Origin of the sequence: Bradyrhizobium genomosp. III (assembly GCF_000261705.1) — a bacterium.
Lineage (GTDB): Bacteria > Pseudomonadota > Alphaproteobacteria > Rhizobiales > Xanthobacteraceae > Bradyrhizobium > Bradyrhizobium ottawaense.
This window is the reverse complement of the sequence record NZ_AJQF01000400.1, coordinates 1-16,407: the sequence shown is the minus strand read 5'-3', so window position 1 is coordinate 16,407 and position 16,407 is coordinate 1. Positions and strand designations below refer to the sequence as shown.

13 protein-coding genes are annotated in these 16,407 nt (G+C 58.5%); 8 read left to right on the top strand and 5 right to left on the bottom strand.

From position 1 onward, the window contains the following. Positions 1-185: 185 nt before the first annotated feature. Positions 186-1,085, top strand: a complete 900-nt coding sequence (locus IC66_RS0132440; protein ID WP_038950447.1) for a hypothetical protein — start codon at positions 186-188, stop codon at positions 1,083-1,085. Positions 1,086-1,380: 295 nt separating this feature from the next. Next, the gene (locus tag IC66_RS0132435; protein ID WP_038950446.1) at positions 1,381-3,633 is read left to right on the top strand and encodes a GmrSD restriction endonuclease domain-containing protein; all 2,253 of its coding nucleotides are present in this window, start codon (positions 1,381-1,383) and stop codon (positions 3,631-3,633) included. A 14-nt stretch (positions 3,634-3,647) separates the two neighbouring features. On the opposite strand, the gene IC66_RS0132430 is transcribed toward IC66_RS0132435, so the two are convergent. From IC66_RS0132430 to IC66_RS0132410, 5 genes are all read right to left on the bottom strand, one after another. Then, positions 3,648-7,061, bottom strand: coding sequence for a DEAD/DEAH box helicase family protein (locus IC66_RS0132430; protein WP_038950445.1), 3,414 nt, complete (start codon positions 7,059-7,061; stop codon positions 3,648-3,650). A gap of 205 nt (positions 7,062-7,266) precedes the next feature. Next, positions 7,267-7,467 carry a hypothetical protein gene (locus IC66_RS0132425; protein WP_038950444.1) on the bottom strand — a complete coding sequence of 67 codons (201 nt, stop codon included), beginning with the start codon at positions 7,465-7,467 and terminating at the stop codon, positions 7,267-7,269. A 4-nt stretch (positions 7,468-7,471) separates the two neighbouring features. Next, entirely contained in the window at positions 7,472-7,609 is a 138-nt protein-coding gene (locus IC66_RS47955) for a hypothetical protein (RefSeq protein WP_202948583.1), read from the bottom strand. A 158-nt stretch (positions 7,610-7,767) separates the two neighbouring features. Further along, positions 7,768-8,970: a restriction endonuclease subunit S gene (locus IC66_RS42785; RefSeq protein WP_049806696.1), complete on the bottom strand. Its 1,203-nt coding sequence runs from the start codon at positions 8,968-8,970 to the stop codon at positions 7,768-7,770. Continuing rightward, positions 8,967-10,511 (bottom strand): type I restriction-modification system subunit M, encoded by a 1,545-nt coding sequence (locus IC66_RS0132410; protein ID WP_038950442.1) that lies wholly within the window; start codon positions 10,509-10,511, stop codon positions 8,967-8,969. The genes IC66_RS42785 and IC66_RS0132410 overlap by 4 nt, the downstream gene beginning before the upstream one ends. An 848-nt stretch (positions 10,512-11,359) precedes the next feature. On the opposite strand from IC66_RS0132410, the gene IC66_RS0132405 reads away from it, so the two are divergent. The 6 genes from IC66_RS0132405 (at position 11,360) to IC66_RS43790 (ending at position 16,000) form a co-directional block, all read left to right on the top strand. Further along, positions 11,360-12,508 carry a tyrosine-type recombinase/integrase gene (locus tag IC66_RS0132405; RefSeq protein ID WP_038950441.1) on the top strand — a complete coding sequence of 383 codons (1,149 nt, stop codon included), beginning with the start codon at positions 11,360-11,362 and terminating at the stop codon, positions 12,506-12,508. Then, entirely contained in the window at positions 12,505-12,687 is a 183-nt protein-coding gene (locus tag IC66_RS46570) for a hypothetical protein (protein WP_038950440.1), read from the top strand. Before IC66_RS0132405 ends, IC66_RS46570 begins: the two co-directional genes overlap by 4 nt. Then, on the top strand, positions 12,684-13,409 hold the full coding sequence (locus IC66_RS0132395) for a DNA-directed RNA polymerase subunit alpha C-terminal domain-containing protein (RefSeq protein WP_038950439.1): 726 nt from the start codon (positions 12,684-12,686) through the stop codon (positions 13,407-13,409). The genes IC66_RS46570 and IC66_RS0132395 overlap by 4 nt, the downstream gene beginning before the upstream one ends. Positions 13,410-13,694: 285 nt before the next feature. Beyond that, positions 13,695-14,573, top strand: coding sequence for a HamA C-terminal domain-containing protein (locus IC66_RS0132390; protein WP_244429201.1), 879 nt, complete (start codon positions 13,695-13,697; stop codon positions 14,571-14,573). Then, positions 14,570-14,950 (top strand): hypothetical protein, encoded by a 381-nt coding sequence (locus tag IC66_RS48525; RefSeq protein WP_011084976.1) that lies wholly within the window; start codon positions 14,570-14,572, stop codon positions 14,948-14,950. Before IC66_RS0132390 ends, IC66_RS48525 begins: the two co-directional genes overlap by 4 nt. Positions 14,951-15,001: 51 nt before the next feature. Then, complete coding sequence (locus IC66_RS43790) at positions 15,002-16,000, top strand: DEAD/DEAH box helicase (RefSeq protein WP_014497703.1); 999 nt, start codon at positions 15,002-15,004, stop codon at positions 15,998-16,000. Positions 16,001-16,407: the final 407 nt, after the last annotated feature.

Below are 16,407 nucleotides of genomic sequence, written 5' to 3'. Positions count from 1 at the left end.
CTTTGCGATCTCCTTCGCAGATCGGAAAGCTTGCCCGCTTCGTCGTGGGAGCGGGGACCTATCGTGCTTTTGAAGCAATTGACCAACTGATAGTCGCGGGCGTCGCTCCATCCGTGTTTCGCGTCCACTTGGGCCACTCTCGAATGAGCGGTGGATATCGCAATCCGTTCGCACGCTATCATCCAATGTTACACAGCAAGATCTATCTGTTCGAGACGGATTCCGGGTTAGCGTCAGCGTTTGTCGGTTCCCATAATGTGACTGGCTTCGCCTTGCGTGGCTTCAATGGCGAAGCGGGGGTACTCTTGGAAGGCACGCCTGCGGATTCTATTCTCGGCGAAATAAGGAACCACGTCGATCAAGCGTTCGCACAGGCAATTTCCTATGATCCATCAATGAAGGAGGGTTACGCGTGGTGGACAAGGGAGTTTTTTGATGGTCTCCGAGCCGAAGCTAATGACACCCCCAGGGATGCCGAACTTAAAAAGACGGTCGTAATCGTGGCAACACGGTCAGCGGGCCACGTCCCAACTCGAGACGACGTTGTATATTTTGAGCTCGCGGAAGAACTCAGTGAGATACGGTCCCTCGATACAGAGGTGCATATCCACCTGTTCGATACTCTTCCTGGCTCTCCGTTAGAGGCGTTGTCCCAAATCCATTTAGCCGCAACATCACTGACGTGCCGCGCAGAGGGTCTTGACGTTGGCAGAGGCAGCTTGGAGGTGGACGCCGATTGGCACATTGATGATCGAAAATTGCCCCTACTGAAAAGAACAAGTAGGCCATTTCGGCCTGCAACATCAGCAGGCATGCAGCAGGTCAGGGTTCGAGTATTGGGTCCGCTAATAAAGAGGTTCGACTACCTCTTTGATTCGGGCAGAGCCACTTGGTTTCCGGAGTTTGACCAAGAAGGCTTCATTCAGGACAGTAATGGCAAGGATCCCTGGCTTCACGTAAAGAGTCTCTCTCGAGACGACGGTGAAAAGAGGACATCGAAGAGCGTTGCGCTTATAGAAGCCTCACCCGAGTCTGGCTCGTTCATTCTGTTCTCTCCACGACGGCGCGGAAAGTCGAATGCTTAAGGCAAGAAACATATAGTGCTCCACGGATCGATTATTTAGCATGTCGTATGTCGCCGCAGAACCTTGCAGATTGCAGGCGTTCAGTAGTACTTGTAATAGTTGTCGTATTTTGTCGGTGATAATTTGATAAAGCGGGGGAACGGCGGAGATATCTAGGCAGCTGGCGGATGCGCGTTGTGTCCTGACTCGTTCAAACGCTTTCCCGCTGGGGACTTTCTTCACAAATCCATAACGACCAATGATTCGGGAGCTCGTAGGCAGCCCCTGGGTCCACTAACCGCGGCTGGGGAAGAATATGAGCGAGCAGGTTTTCAACAAAGTCGATTATACGCTTGGCACTCTGATGGACTCAATTCAGATGGGCTCGATCGGCCTGCCAGACATCCAACGACCTTTTGTTTGGAAGAACGCTAAAGTTCGCAACCTCTTCGATTCGATATATCGGGGCTTTCCGGTCGGCTACTTCCTTCTCTGGGAGAATGGAATCGAGGGAGGTAGCAAGTCGATTGGGACGGACGGCAAGCAAAAAACGCCCAGCCTTCTAATCGTGGATGGACAGCAGCGTCTAACGTCCTTGTATGCTGTCACTAGAGGCGTCCCAGTTGTCCGTGAAGACTACCAATCTGAGAAGATCGAGATCGCGTTCAATCCACTTCTCGAAAAGTTCGAAGTTCTCGACGCGGCTATAAAAAGAGATCCAGCCTTCATCCCAAATATATCTGTGATTTGGTCCAAGGAAACCGATCTATTCGACTTGGTAGATGGTTACCTCGACGCCTTAGCTCAAGCGCGGGATATATCGCCGGACGAAAGAAAGAGAATCCGGAAGGCATTCTCAAAGCTACAAAATTTGCTCAGCTTTCCATTCACGACCTTAGCTCTTTCAGCCGGCATCGACGAAGAGCAAGTAGCCGAAATATTCGTTCGCATTAATAGCGAGGGCAAGAAGCTCAATCAGGCTGACTTTATCCTCACGCTCATGTCTGTGTTTTGGGATCAAGGCAGAACCCAGCTCGAAGATTTCTGTCGGCAAGCGCGAACACCCAGCAATGGTCCCTCTTCATTCAACCACTTCATCGAACCAGATCCGGACCAGCTCTTGCGCGTGAGTGTTGGGCTCGGATTCAGACGAGCGCGCCTGCAATATGTCTACTCGATACTCAGAGGCAAAGACCTGGAAACGGGCGCATTTAGCACAGAACGTCGCGAGGCGCAGTTCGCGATTCTGAAATACGCACAAGCACGAGTTCTCGATCTCACGTACTGGCACGACTTTCTAAAAGCGATCATGCAAGCTGGTTTCCGCAGCGGCAGAATAATCAGCTCACAGAACAACATTGTATTCGCTTACATTCTCTACCTGCTAGGGCGCACCGAATACAAGGTTGATGAGTTCAAGCTGCGCCAGCTTATCGCGCGATGGTTTTTCATGACGGCCCTTACCGGTCGATACAGCAGCTCCCCCGAGTCCAAGATGGAATTCGACCTTGCGCGACTTCGAGGGGTCCAAGACCCTGCTAGTTTCGTGTCTGTAATCGAAGAGATCTGCAACGCAACGCTCACGAACGATTACTGGGCAATTACACTGCCTAATGATTTGGCCACCGCTGCCGCAAGCAGCCCTTCAATGTTCGCATTCTTTGCTGCTCTGACTCTACATGATGCGCGCGTTCTTTTCTCAAAACACAAGGTTACCGAGCTCCTGGACCCGTCGACCAAATCGAAGAAGTCCGCCCTGGAACGGCATCACCTATTTCCAAAAGAGCATCTCAAGAAAATCGGCATTGCCGACCCTAGGGAGACCAACCAGATTGCTAACTTCACGCTTGTCGAATGGGGTGACAACGGAGAGATAAGCGGGACCTCTCCGACCGACTATGTCCCTGCCCTAGCCCAGCGGTTCAAAAGCACCGAATTAGCGCAAATGTATGCGTGGCACGCGCTGCCGGAAGGCTGGGAGAATATGGGGTACCATGAATTCTTGAAGAAGCGGCGGGAGCTGATGGCTACGAGCATTCGCGATGCTTACCAAAAGCTGGCCGGGGGAGAACCAACCGAATCCAAGGCTTCAGCTCTCACTGTCGAACAGCTGGTCCAGGCGCATGAAGGAACGTCAATCGAATTCAAGTCCACCTTGCGTACGAATCTTCATACCGGAGAGAAAGACAGCAAGATGGAGCTCGTAGTACTGAAGACCATCGCGGCATTTCTGAATATGAATGGTGGCACCCTTGTCATTGGCGTGTCGGACGACGGCGAACCGGTCGGTATCTCCGCCGACAAGTTCCCCAACGAGGACAAGATGGACCTTCATCTGGTCAACATAATTAAAGATCGCATTGGGGCGACGTCGATGCTTTATATCTCGCCGCGATTCGACGACTACCAGGATGCAAGGGTGATGGTGATCGATTGCCAACCGTCAAAGACGCCGGTCTTTGTGAAAGACGGTGGTGTTGAGCGATTTTACGTTAGGACCGGTGCCGCAACGTCAGAGCTTCCGCCGAGCCAGACTCAGCAATTCATCAAGCAACGTTTTCCTGGGTAAAAGCGGGGAAAACCCTAAGCCACCGCACTTTCGTTGATCTCACGTATCTTGCTGACCAAGCGAACTACCTTGGCTTCATCGAACAGATGCTCCGGCCCAGTCGGCGCAACTCCGGTGAAAGGCGGTTCATACAAAAGCGACGGGTCCATCATGCCTTGATCGGTAAGATGCTCGATCACCATGTTGATGAACTCGATCTGAGCGGCGCTCGCGATGCCAGCCGCCAGGAATTCGCCGAAGGCTTCGCTCACGGCAACGCGGTCTAGCCCGACCAGCGAGCGAACGAACCGGCCAAATCCATGGCTCGTCTCGCGCGCACGTTCGATGTCGCCGGCCGCACCGACGCCAGCATCGAGAAGCAACTTCTCTAACTCATTCAAGTCTGATGGGGTTAGCGGCTTGCCCTGCCGCAGCTTGTGCAAAACGATGTTGTCCTGGTCCGCCCGCAGGAAATGTCGCGCCTTGGTTTTGAAGCGGGCAAAGTCGGCCTCTCCCACTTGCGGCAATTGCAGTTCGATACCTTCGCCGATCTCATCTGCAAAATTCGAATAAACGATCGCCTTCTTGCCCTTCTCGATGTGCTGGACAAGATCGCGGAGGCGCAGACGCACGAGCTCCAGGAGCGGTACTGTGACGCCTTCCCACCACTGGTCGGTCTGAATTTCCTCGATCAGTTCGGCATGTTGCGCGATCGCAGGAATGGCGGTTTGCTCCTCCAAAGCGGACGCAATCTCGAGAAGCTGCTTGCGCAGGGTGTCGAAGCGCTTCGAACCCTTGAGCAGCGCTAGCTCGAGCTGGAACATCAGGAGGTCGAAACGCTTGGCGTCCTCGGTGCCCAGCATGTGGCTAGAGGGAAGCGGCGCGACCTCCTCGATTAGCTCTTTGCGCTTCTCCTCGTCGATCGTCTCCCAAGCCGTTGGCGCGCGGAACTTCTCCACCGAGCGACGGTGCTGACGCACAATGAAATTATCTTCATTCATTCCGCCCACGATGTCCTGCAGCGTCTTGACCGCGGACGCGCGAATTTCCGGCTCGCCCGGCGGCGCCTCGTCGCCCGATCCATAGGGAGCCTGTTCGCCCGCAGCGAAGCCATCTGCCCTGGCGTGCTTCTCGTCCAACGCACGTACCAGATCGACCCGTCCGGCGAAGAGGCGCTCGGACAGCGAACGTGCCGCGCTCGCATCCTTCAATTCGGGATTGGCACCGAAGAACTCGATATTCTGGCAGTAGTCGAAGACCCGGAAGAACTCCTTGTCCTGTCCGGGACCAAACAGATCGGGGCACAGCCGCGTGCCGCGGCCGATCATCTGCCAGAATTTTGTCTTGGAGCGGATCGGCTTGAAGAAGACGAGGTTGACGACTTCCGGCACGTCGATGCCGGTGTCGAGCATGTCGACGGAGATGGCGATATGCGGCGCCTTGGTCTTGATCGAAAAATCGTCGATCAAAGTCTGCGTGTAGGCGCCGGTCTGATGCGTGATGACGCGGGCAAAATGGCCCGCCAGCGCCGGATATGCGGTATTGAAGCGCGCCTCGATGAATTTCGCATGTGCCTCGTTCTTGGCAAAGATGATGGCTTTGCCGAGCCGGTCGCCGCCCTCAACCTTCAAGCCGTTCTGCATGAGGTGGGCGATGACGAGATCGACGGTCTCCTCGTTGAAGAGACGCTTGTTCACCTCGGCGGCTTCGATGGTGTCGGGAACATCGTCCTCGCCCCATTCCAGCATGTCCCACTGGTCTTTTTCCTCGAGGGACAGGTCATCATAGCGAAGACCGGAGCGCACGATCTTCAATGGCACCGAGATGGTCTTTGGCGGCACGAGGTGCCCCTCAGCCACCGCCTCCTCCAGCGAATACGCGTCGGTCGGCACGCCGTCTTCGAGGTCGAACAGCGAATAGGTGTTGCGATCGATCTCGTCCTTCGGCGTCGCTGTGAGACCAACGAGCAAGGAGTCGAAATACTCGAAGATGGCCCGATAGCGCTGGTAGACCGAGCGATGCGCCTCGTCGATGACGATGAGATCGAAATGTCCGGGACCGAACTTGGCCTTTCCCTCTTGCTTCCCGTCGATCAGTCCCATCATGGTCGGATAGGTCGAGATGAAGACCCGGCCCTCGCTGGTCCGTTCGGTCACGAGATTGACCGGCGCGGAGTCGGGCAGATGGACCTTGAACGCGCCGGCCGCCTGGTTCACCAGCGCGACTCGGTCGGCGAGGAACAGCACCCGCTTGACCCAGCCGGCGCGCATCAGGAGATCGACCAGCGCGATGACGGTGCGCGTCTTGCCGGAGCCGGTCGCCATGACGAGAAGCGCCTTGCGCTCCGCGTCCTCCTCGAAATGCTTGGCGATGGAGCGGATGGCCCGGTGCTGGTAGGGCCGCTCGACGATCTTGCGGTTGATGGCTTCTGCGCCGAGCCATCTGCGGCTGGCCCGGCGCTGAATCAGAAGCTCCAGATCGTCGCGCTTGTGAAAGCCGCCGATCTGGCGCGGCGGATAGCGCGTGTCGTCCCAGATCCAGTGCTCATAGCCATTGGAATAGAAGATCACGGGCCGCTGGCCGTACCGTGCTTCCAGCCGGTCGGCATAGAGTTTTGCTTGCTGCTGGCCCGCGCGCGCATCCTTGCGGGTCCGCTTGGCCTCGACCAGGCCGAGCGGCTTGCCGTCGGCGCCCCAGAGCACGTAATCGACAAAGCCGACGCCCTCATTGTTGGGCATACCCTCAAGGCGAAACTCGGTGTCGTCGGGCTTGTCGAGCGCCCAGCCGGCCTCGCGCAGCAGGAGGTCGATATAGCGATCCCGTGTCTCGGCCTCGTTATAGTCGTGCCGGTCCGGCCGCGCTTCCGCGGCCTTGCGGGCGGCGGCCACCTCGGCGCGGATTGTCTTCAGTTCCTCGTCGAGGTTCTGCTTGTCGAGGAGCAGCTTCGTCAGTTCGCCGTTCTTGGCGTCGAGCTCGGCCTGCTGGGTCTTGAGCTGGACGAAGGCCTTCTTCAAGACATCGTCGCGCCGTGAGAGCGCTGACGGATCGAAGGCGAGGCTATCAGCCGGCTTGATCATCGCGTAGGTGCGCGCAAACCAGAAGCAGACGTGAAACAGCTCCTTCAACGCACCGGTGGCATCGCCGGCGCTGATGCGCCGCTCTTCATGGACTGCGCGATTGCGCAGCGTGTTGATGTACTTCGCCTTGGCGAACACCGCCTCGCCCGCAGCGCGGCGAAAGCTCGGCTCATGGAGCAGCGCAGAGATATTGTCCTGATAGGGTAGCTTGAGATTGGGATCGGATCGAAACGCCCATTTCACGGCGACCTCGACGGTCTTGCCGGCAAAGAACGCCGCCGCCGTCGGCGATAGCGCCGCCTGGCGCTCGGCTTCCAGCGCGGCCTCGTGCACGGCGGGAAACTCGGCGGCTAGAAAGGCGAAATTCGACATCGGCCGGCTCAGGCGGCTTCCGCCGCCGCGCGGGCCTCAACGGCTTGATCAAGACTTTTGGGCAATCCAGCTCCCCCTGCACTCGCCTGTCTGCCCGACAGGCCTCAATGACGGGAGGTATGGTCCCATCCGGGCGAGCGGGATGCAACCCCTACGGGACCGCTTGCCAACTGCGCGCGCCGGGACACGCCGCCGTTGGGGGCTGCTATTTGGCTGCGTCGAGCTGCTCGATATCCTCTTTAAGGAGGGTGTTCACCAGCTCGTTTAGCGAGGTCCCCTTCGCATCGGCTAGCTCGGATAGATAGGCCAGGACATCGGGCTCCAGATGCACCGGCGGCACGAGGCGCGCGCCTTGCTGAAAAAACTTGCCGCGCTCGGCGGCTGAGAAATCATATTCGTCCTTCATCGGATCACCCATCTTCGTAGGACTTGATCTCGCGGCGGGTCGGGTGGCGCGCCGAAATGACGCGGACCTGCGCCCGGTCCGCGGACAGTTCGACATAGGTATGCCCGACCAAGAGCAGGTTGCCGGCCGGGTTCCGACCCATGGTAACCCCATCGCTCCTCCCCTTCGCCAGACTCTTTGGAGCAGCGACAGGGCCAGCGGATCGCCGAAAACGCCCATCGCCGCCTCGAAGGCGACCTCATGCTTGCGTCGATTGCTCTCGGCCTTGACCGGGATCCCAATCGAATTCGGTCTGCATGGTCAGAGCTGCCCGGAGAAGGCGCGGTGCTGGAGGGAGGAGAAAAGCTGCCTCGATCGCCTTTCCGCGTCTCGAAGATGTGCCTTTTGCTTCTTGATCTGGCTGATCATCTCAGCGAACTTTGCTTGATCCTTGGTCGGAGGCACAACAATCGGCATTGTATCGAGGTTCTTTTGGTAGATGGCGTATACGCTTGTGGTGCCAGATTTTCTTAGCTCAAGCTCGCTTCTCGCAAGCCGAGTCCTGAAGAAGGCGGACGCATATTCCGGCCTCAATCTCTCGGCAAATCGGACCCGCAAAATATTGTTGTTGTAGATATAACCGTCAGGGCCATCAAATACCGCCGCCTTGCCAACGAGCTCGCGCGAATTGCGAGTGTTGAACAAGAAATCACCAGGCTTTAGAGCGTACTCTGAAATCTCGAATTCCGATGCATGGGTCCGCCTCGTACCTTCGAGATCAAGCTGCCCGTCGAGAGCAATGGCATCCATTCTGAGGTAGGGCACGGGTGCATCTTCGCTGAGTTCGCTTGCCGCTCTCACAAGCCCGATCTTCTGAGAGGATAAGAGTTCAGCAAAGCATGCGACCGGATATCTAACGTCGCCTCGATCGACCATTTCTCCGAACATCTCTACGAAGATCGATTGGGCAAGATCATCAAGCAGCTTGAGGGCACGCCTATGGTTGAGGCGCAAATCGTCTGCTTCTTCTAGTATCGCCGCGATCCGCCGCTGCTCCGCTAGAGTTGGAAGTGCGATTGGCGTCGCAGCAATCTCGCCGGAGCGTATCCTCGGCAGTTGACCGGGAGTTGAGTCAATCGGAGCCGTCTTAAGAAATTGATCGCTTCGAAGAAATCGAGCGATGTATTCGCGATCAACTTCGGGCCGGACGATAAAGACATACTGATCGACGGAGCATATTCCGTCGAATTCGGCAATCCAGACTTTGTTAAGGTAGGGGCGCAGGTAACCGTAGACAATATCGCCCGCATAGAACCGCGCGCGTCGTCCTGTCAATTCCGATAGATCAATGCGTACCGCCCCGATGCGGACGCCAGTATCTCGTTCGATGTGCTCCAGGCCGACGAAGATCGACGATCCCGCGGGACGATCTTTCGGATGTACAATCTCGTTTCGAAAATCGAGGAGGTCGCCCAATTGGCAAGCTTTCGCGAAGGCGCCTCCTGTGTCCGCCTTAAGGTTCACGTCAAAGTCCTCTCCAATTCATTTAGCCCATTGGCAATCTCCTTTTCCAGCTCCTTCAACTCCGCGATAATTTCCTTCGGCGGCCGATGTTCGGTCGCCTCGTGCACCACTTCCTTGTAGCGACCGATCGAAAGATCGTAGCCTGCCGCGGCAATCTCCGCTTTTGGAACGCAGAAACTCTGTGCGGTACGTGGGCGTTTGCGCTCTGAATCGGCCCGCTCCTTCCAGCGTCCGGCAATGTCAGGGAGATTATTCTTCGTGTGCTCGTCGGCGCCAAGCTTGACCTTAAGGCCAATCTTGTCTGCCGGCAGCAGTGCGTTGCGTTTGTCATCAAGCGAGAAGCCGTCGGCCTGGCAATCGTAGAACCAGACGTGATCGGTTCCGCCGGAATTCGTCTTGGTGAACAGCACGATTGCGGTGGAGACACCGGCATACGGCCGGAATACGCCCGGCGGCAGTTTTACGATGCCATCCAGCCTGTGATCCTCGACCACCATCCTGCGGATTGCCTTATGCGCGATGGACGAACCGAACAGAACGCCATCAGGCACGATCACCGCCGCACGCCCTCCAGGCTTCAACAGCTTGAGGAACAGCGCCATGAACAGGAGTTCGGTCTTTTTGGTCTTGACTATCGCGAGCAGGTCTTTCGCCGTCGTTTCGTAATCCAGCGAGCCAGCAAAAGGCGGATTAGCCAGCACGAGCGAATAGCGATCGGTATCGCCAGCGTGCTCCTGCGAGAGCGAATCCTTGTAGCGGATATCGGGGTCGTCGACCCCGTGCAGAGTCATGTTCATCGAGCCAATGCGCAGCATCGTGCCGTCGAAATCGAAGCCGTGGAACATCTCCTCGTTGAAATGATCGCGGCTTGCCTTATCGTGAAACAGTTTAGGATGGTTGTCCCGGAGATATTCGCCGGCCGCGACCAGAAAGCCGCAGGTGCCACAGGCGGGATCGCAGATCACGTCCTTCGGCGTCGGCGCGGTCATCTCGACCATCAGCGCGATGATGTGGCGCGGCGTGCGGAACTGGCCATTTTGGCCCGCGGTCGCGATCTTGCCTAGCATGTATTCATAGAGGTCGCCCTTGGTGTCGCGGTCTTCCATCGGAATATCGGCGAGGAGATCGACGACCTTAGCGAGCAGCGCGGGCGTTGGAATGGTGAAGCGCGCACCCTTCATGTGGGTGGCGTGCGCGGTGCCCTCTTCGGCCATATTGCGCATGAACGGGAAGACGTGCTCGGAGACGATGGCAAACATCGTCGCGGGATCCTTGTTCTTCAGCCGCGACCAGCGCATCTCGTCGTAGGCGACGCCGCCGCCCTTGCCGAGATCGTCCTTGCCTTTGGGGAAGATGCGCCGCTCCATCGGCTTGCCGAGGCGGTTGGCCTTGTTCTCCTCGCGAGTGTGTGCCTCGTCGAGGCCGCGGATGAACAGCAGATAGGTGATCTGCTCGATCACCTCGATCGGATTGGCGATGCCGCCAGCCCAGAAGGCGTTCCAGACGTTATCGATCTTAGAACGAAGTTCACCCGTCAGCATGCCACCCCCGAATCGATACCTCCTGGTTGCAGTATCAAATCTTCACGCGAAGACGAACACCTATGCTCCTGTCTTCGAATGGCTCGGGACGGCGAAAACCGGTCGGACTAAGTTTGTTCCTGAAGCTTCCTGCGGGGAGTCTTGGCGACGTTATCGACGGTGGCGACTCGGTGGCGATTCCACTCAAACAAAAAGCCGCTCTTTCGAGCGATTTTTTGGATTTTTGCTGCAATAACAGCGCTTTAGTTGGTTGCGGGGATGGGATTTGAACCTATGACCTTCAGGTTATGAGCCTGCCCGAAATTTGCGGATCCGGGCTCGACGGGGCTACGCACGCTGAGCGCGGACATTAGCATTGTTGTGGATGACCAACGACTGCTGCGCTGCACGATCGCTCCGCATAGCCCTAGTTCTCCAAGACGCGCCGCTTGAGGCCGTGGCGGCGGCTCCGGACTCGGCGGCCAAGGGCGAGGTACAACGCGCTCCGCGGGCCAGCGGGCAACCGGATTGACGCGTTCTATGCTGGAAGCGGGGTGCCACATTAGGCCTTAGACGGCCGCCCGCCGGCGCAGCCGGCGCGCTACACGCGTTGAAACAGGACGCTAGGGGTTTAACGGCCCGACACGTTCATACGTATGGCCCCTCGAGGCCGTTCTTGAGGACGATACTGTTTCGTACGATACAAAATTGCATCATTTGAGGCTCGCTTGCGATGCCCCAGCTGCCCCTGTCGGGGGGTTCTTTTATCATTCTTGGAGTCAGGCTATCTGATCGACTGGACTGGAGCTCGCTCATACGCTCAATAATGAGGTAGCACCCATTGGGGTGCGAGGAGCGGAAGTTCAAAGATGCCCCTTAAACTTTACCAGCGTGCCGGATCACCAAATTGGTACCTCCGCGGCACCCTTCGAGGTATTTCTGTCCGCGAAAGCTGCCAGACGGATGACCGCAAGATCGCTGGAGAAATCAAAGCGAAGCGGGAATGGGAAATCCTGCAAAGTAGTGTCTATGGCGTCAAGACGGGCGGCACATTCCTCGCCGGCGTAGCCGCGTATTTGGAGAACGGCGGCGAGGCGCGATTCCTACAACCGCTGATCGACCATTTCGGATCGACACCGCTCACCAAGATCGATCAAGCCGCGATCGACAAGGCGGCGAAAACAATTTACCCCGGCCTCGCGCCTGCGACGCTCGATCGACAGATTTACACGCCGCTCGCCGCCGTCATGAACAAGGCGGCCGAGCACGGCCTTTGTTCGCCGATCAAGATCAAGCGCCCAAAGCCGCCCAAGGGGCGCGTGCGCTGGATCACCCATGCCGAAGCGTTCAACCTGATCGAGGCGTGCGCGCCGCATCTTAAACCGCTCGTCGCCTTCCTGTTCTACACCGGCGCGCGATGCGGCGAGGCGCTTTGGCTCGACTGGCGCAACATCGACTTGCAGCGCGGACAGGTGCAATTCCTCGACACAAAGAACGGGCGCGACCGTGGCGTGCCCTTGCACCCCGATCTCGTCGGGATCCTCGCCAATTTGCCACATCGCGAGGGCTGCGTTTTCAGGAAGCAAGGCCGCAAGGTGCGCCGCTTCCTGCCGGCAAAGAGCAACAGCGGCAAGCCGATCGAGATCGTCGAATATGGACTCGGTGAGCCCTATGCGCCACTCGACGAGGATGATCCGCGCGACACCTCGGCGGGATCGCGGATCAAGAAAGGATTCACGGCGGCGGTTGGTCGCGCCAAGATCACCGATTTTCATCCGCACGATTGCCGGCACACATGGGCAACGTGGCACTATCAGGAAAACCGCGATCTCAACTTGCTCAAGGAACTCGGCGGTTGGTCTAGCCTCGAAATGGTTTTGCGCTACGCGCACGTAAACGTCGCGCACGCCGCGCCCTCGATCAACAACATGCCGTCGATCGCACCCAAGGCCGCGCCTGGCCCGGCAAAGAAGGTTGTGGCGGTGAAGCCCGCGAAGCGCAAGCGAGGCACCGCATGATCGAGCGTGACGCCGCCCAAGGCATCGCCGCCGCGTTCATGGGCGCAACAGGAATTGCCGGCGCGCTTACGGGCGCGCACGGCTATATGCTGCCGGCGATGATCGCCGGCGGATGTCTGATCGCAGCCGGCGCGATGCTCGTGACGAGCGCGATCAGCAACCGGGAAAGGAAGCAGTGAAACCACCATTCTACAACACCGAGATCGCCGAACTCGCGATCGGCGTGCGCGCCGCGAACGCGCTCTATAACGGTGACATTCTGACCCTCGATCAAATCCGCGCCGAAAGCGACGAGGAATTGTTGCGCCTGCCGAATTTCGGGCGGAAGTCGCTCGACGAGGTGCGCGAGGCGGTTGCAACAAATGCGATCGTGAGCCTCGATCCAATGACGCTCGGGCAGGCCCTTGATGCGATCCAGTCGCGCGCCGACGAATTCGCCGGCCGCCGCTTGCAGCCGTGGGCGGCCGGCACGATCATCGGCTATTGCCGGCGGATTGCGCACCTCACAGTCGAGGCCGAGCCCAAGCCCGAGTTGTTCTCGATCGAGTACGACGCCGCCGGCGCCGAGCGCGCCGGCTATATCGTTGGGCGGCTCGACGGGCGGCTCGCCCAAAATCCGCCCAGCGCATCCGCCAAAAACGGAAAAGAGCAGGTCAATCAGCATGATGGACGAGGGGGCAAATTACCTTCACACGGGAGAGGTCCAAGGTTCGATCCCTTGTGCGCCCACCATTTCAAACCTGAATTCAATGATTTAGTCGCTGGCTTCCCCTGTAATGTGCCCCAAAAAAGCGGGGGCACAATAGGGGCACATCGGCTCCTACCTTGGTCAGTCGTTTCCGAGAAGCCAACCATCCAAGAGCAGACGGCAGGCGCGTTATTGCCGAGCATGTTTTCGTAAAGAGCATGCGATGCTGCTCTAGACTTGCGAGCAACAGCGACGACGCGCGTGAAGGCTTTGGTCTAGTCCGCAGCGCATGAAAGCGCCGCTCGCGATCATCGCGGATTCGATGGCAATTCCCGCCGAACATGGACTGCGGAGGTCTAGGTGGTTACAATTATGGGTTGACTCGTCTGGGGGCAGACGGGCGTACGAACAAGGGGGTAGGCCGTCTGTCGACCATCACCGCGACTGATCTCACGTCCGCGCGTGACAGGGAATCCGGAAGCACTCGACGTTCACCTCATGTTGGTGGAGCGCGACGTCCTCATCGAGGGTCATTCGGTCAAGATCCACTGTCATTGCCTCACAGTGGATGGAAACGGCCGCGTCCAGCCGCACCGGCTGGCGGAGTTCATGCGGAACGCCGTAGTCGACTATGCGATACCGCGCTCGAAGCTCGCTGCAGCGAAAGCGCGCGACGCCAAGTACAATAGCACCGAGGCGGTCGCCGAACTCGTCGAGCGCGCCAAGCGGTCGTTCACCGATTTGGCGAAGACCGGAGAGGGCGGCGAGATGCTGCTGTTCTTATTGGCCGAGCGCTTCCTCAAGCTGCCTCAGATTCTGTGCAAGATGGATCTCAAGACAGACACGCGCCTACACTACCATGGAGCCGATGGGGTGTACGCTGGCGTGATGCCGGAAGGCATCCCGAAGCTCTACTGGGGTGAATCCAAAATCTACAAGGACGCGGGAGCCGCGATCCGCGACTGCCTCGCCTCACTCGCTCCCTTCCTCATTGAACCAGAACACGAGGAAACCGACGGGGAACGCGATCTGGTGCTCCTGAGCGACAAGGCCGACCTCAGTGATGCGACGCTCACCGACGCGCTGAAGAAGTATTTTGACAAGTCGTCGGTGATGTCCAAGCGGGTCCAATACTGCGGCGTGGCCCTGGTGGGCTTCGACGCGCCGTTCTATCCGAAAGATGACGTAAAGGCGATCGCGGAGGAGATCGTTGAGGCCTCACGCGCGGAACTGACCGTTTGGAGCAAAAGGATCGGCGAGCGGCTCAAGTCGGAGAAGCTCGACCAGATGGAAATCGAGCTGTTTTGCATCCCGCTGCCGTCGGCCGACGGCTTCCGCGCCGCATTTCTCAGAGCGATGGGGATTAAGACGGAATGAGCCTAGTCGGTCTCCAGTCGTGGCTTCTTCAGGAAGGAATTCGCGACGATCTCGATGCGATCATTCGACTCACCGTGCGCACCGAACTTGACAACCTAGTGCCCGAACCCGCCGCCCCCTCTGCCGTGGCGATCGATTGGCCAAGGCTGCTGCTCGCCGGCAGCATATTGGCGCGGTCCGATCAACGGATCGACCAGGAGGCCGCGCTCCGGATCGCAACTGCGGCGATCTCTCTGACGGACGATCAAGCACTCAAGGACGCGGGCGCTGTCCTGTTGGGCAAGCTCTCCAATTACCGGGCCATCACGCTAGCCAACGATCGCCACCTACTGACGGCCGGTCTCGACCGGACGGCTAGGTGTGGCGCTGCGCCTTGAATCCCAGCGTCGCGAGATGGACCGTTCCATCCTGGTGGAATCGAGCGGCGCTTGGCTGCAGGTGAACGATTTTCAGCAACGCTTCTGGCCAATGCGGGCGGAGGAAGTTGGCTCTCGGCGTCCGCCCCCACTGCCTCCGGGAAGACGTTTCTCGTCCTTCAGTGGTTGATCGACCAACTAAGCGCGGGTGACACCCGGGTCGCAGTCTACCTCGCCCCTACCCGCGTGTTAGTTTCGGAGATCGAGACCACTCTCCAAGGTCTTCTCGGCAAGACCAAGCGCATCGAGGTGTCGTCCCTTCCCCTCCGTGACAAGTACGAAGCGGCGCGCGCTGGAGGCGCGCAAGTAATTCTAGTCTCCACGCAGGAGCGGCTGCACCTTCTCGCCAACGTGCTCGGCGACGCGTTCTCAATTGACCTGCTTATCGTGGACGAGGCGCACAAAATCGAGGACAGCCAACGCGGCGTGATCTTGCAGGACGCCGTAGAGCGGGCTAGCCGTGCGAACTCGAAGCTGAAGGTCGTATTCATCAGCCCCGCGACACAGAACCCGGAGGCATTGCTAACGGACGCGCCCGACGGTGTGCAGACTGTCGCCGTCGACAGCGACGCTCCCACCGTTCTCCAGAACCTGATCGTCGCGAACCAAACCCCACGCAAGCCGAAGCTCTGGAACCTGACCGTCCGACAGCAGGGTTCGACACTTCCAGTCGGAACGCTCCAGCTCGCAAGCACGCCAGCGGGACTTAGGAAGCGCCTCGCCTTCATCGCCGCAGCGGCGGGCCAGAGAGGCGGAACGCTCGTCTACACGAACGGCGCCGGAGAGTCGGAGGATGTCGCCGATCTGGTTAGCCAGCTCCTGCCTCAGCCTGGCTCAATCGATCCGGAGCTTGCACAGCTCGCCGACCTCGCCCGGAAGGGCGTACGCCCCAACTTCCGCCTTGCACCGCTCGTTGAACGCGGGGTCGCGTTCCACTTCGGCAATATGCCATCGACGCGGCATCGTGGCGCTTCGAGAGACTGGCCGCCGAAATGGACCCGAGCCGCATGAATGTGGTGAGCAGATAGGCGCCCGAGTCCTTGAGGTTGGCCGAGATGATCCGCGGGAACATCGAGTACCACCGGTAGGACCTACAGCCTTCCGGTGCAGATCCGCAACACGATGGAGCTGGTCGAGCAAGTCGCGCGATTCAAGGCGCCGAAGTATCTGTCCGCCTACATGGATGTCCTGCACATAATCTCCGCCAGATCAACCGTGAGGACCTGATTGATCACGGCTTGGACATCGGCACACAACTTGAGTTTGGTATTTCGTCGAGGACCCTCCTCTCACTCATGGAACTCGGTCTCTCCCGCATGAGCGCGGTTGCCTTGTACGAGAAGACCGATCTCAGTAAGGAGGAATGCGTGGCGTGGGTCACCGAACGCGAAGGTCAGCTCGAAGCCATGGATTTCCCG

Coding starts and splice junctions, on each gene's coding strand:
- IC66_RS0132440 (WP_038950447.1), top strand. CDS start 186: ATGTTACACAGCAAGATCTATCTGTTCGAGACGGATTCCGGGTTAGCG.
- IC66_RS0132435 (WP_038950446.1), top strand. CDS start 1,381: ATGAGCGAGCAGGTTTTCAACAAAGTCGATTATACGCTTGGCACTCTG.
- IC66_RS0132430 (WP_038950445.1), bottom strand. CDS start 7,061: ATGTCGAATTTCGCCTTTCTAGCCGCCGAGTTTCCCGCCGTGCACGAG.
- IC66_RS0132425 (WP_038950444.1), bottom strand. CDS start 7,467: ATGAAGGACGAATATGATTTCTCAGCCGCCGAGCGCGGCAAGTTTTTT.
- IC66_RS47955 (WP_202948583.1), bottom strand. CDS start 7,609: ATGGGTCGGAACCCGGCCGGCAACCTGCTCTTGGTCGGGCATACCTAT.
- IC66_RS0132410 (WP_038950442.1), bottom strand. CDS start 10,511: ATGCTGACGGGTGAACTTCGTTCTAAGATCGATAACGTCTGGAACGCC.
- IC66_RS0132405 (WP_038950441.1), top strand. CDS start 11,360: ATGCCCCTTAAACTTTACCAGCGTGCCGGATCACCAAATTGGTACCTC.
- IC66_RS46570 (WP_038950440.1), top strand. CDS start 12,505: ATGATCGAGCGTGACGCCGCCCAAGGCATCGCCGCCGCGTTCATGGGC.
- IC66_RS0132390 (WP_244429201.1), top strand. CDS start 13,695: ATGTTGGTGGAGCGCGACGTCCTCATCGAGGGTCATTCGGTCAAGATC.
- IC66_RS48525 (WP_011084976.1), top strand. CDS start 14,570: ATGAGCCTAGTCGGTCTCCAGTCGTGGCTTCTTCAGGAAGGAATTCGC.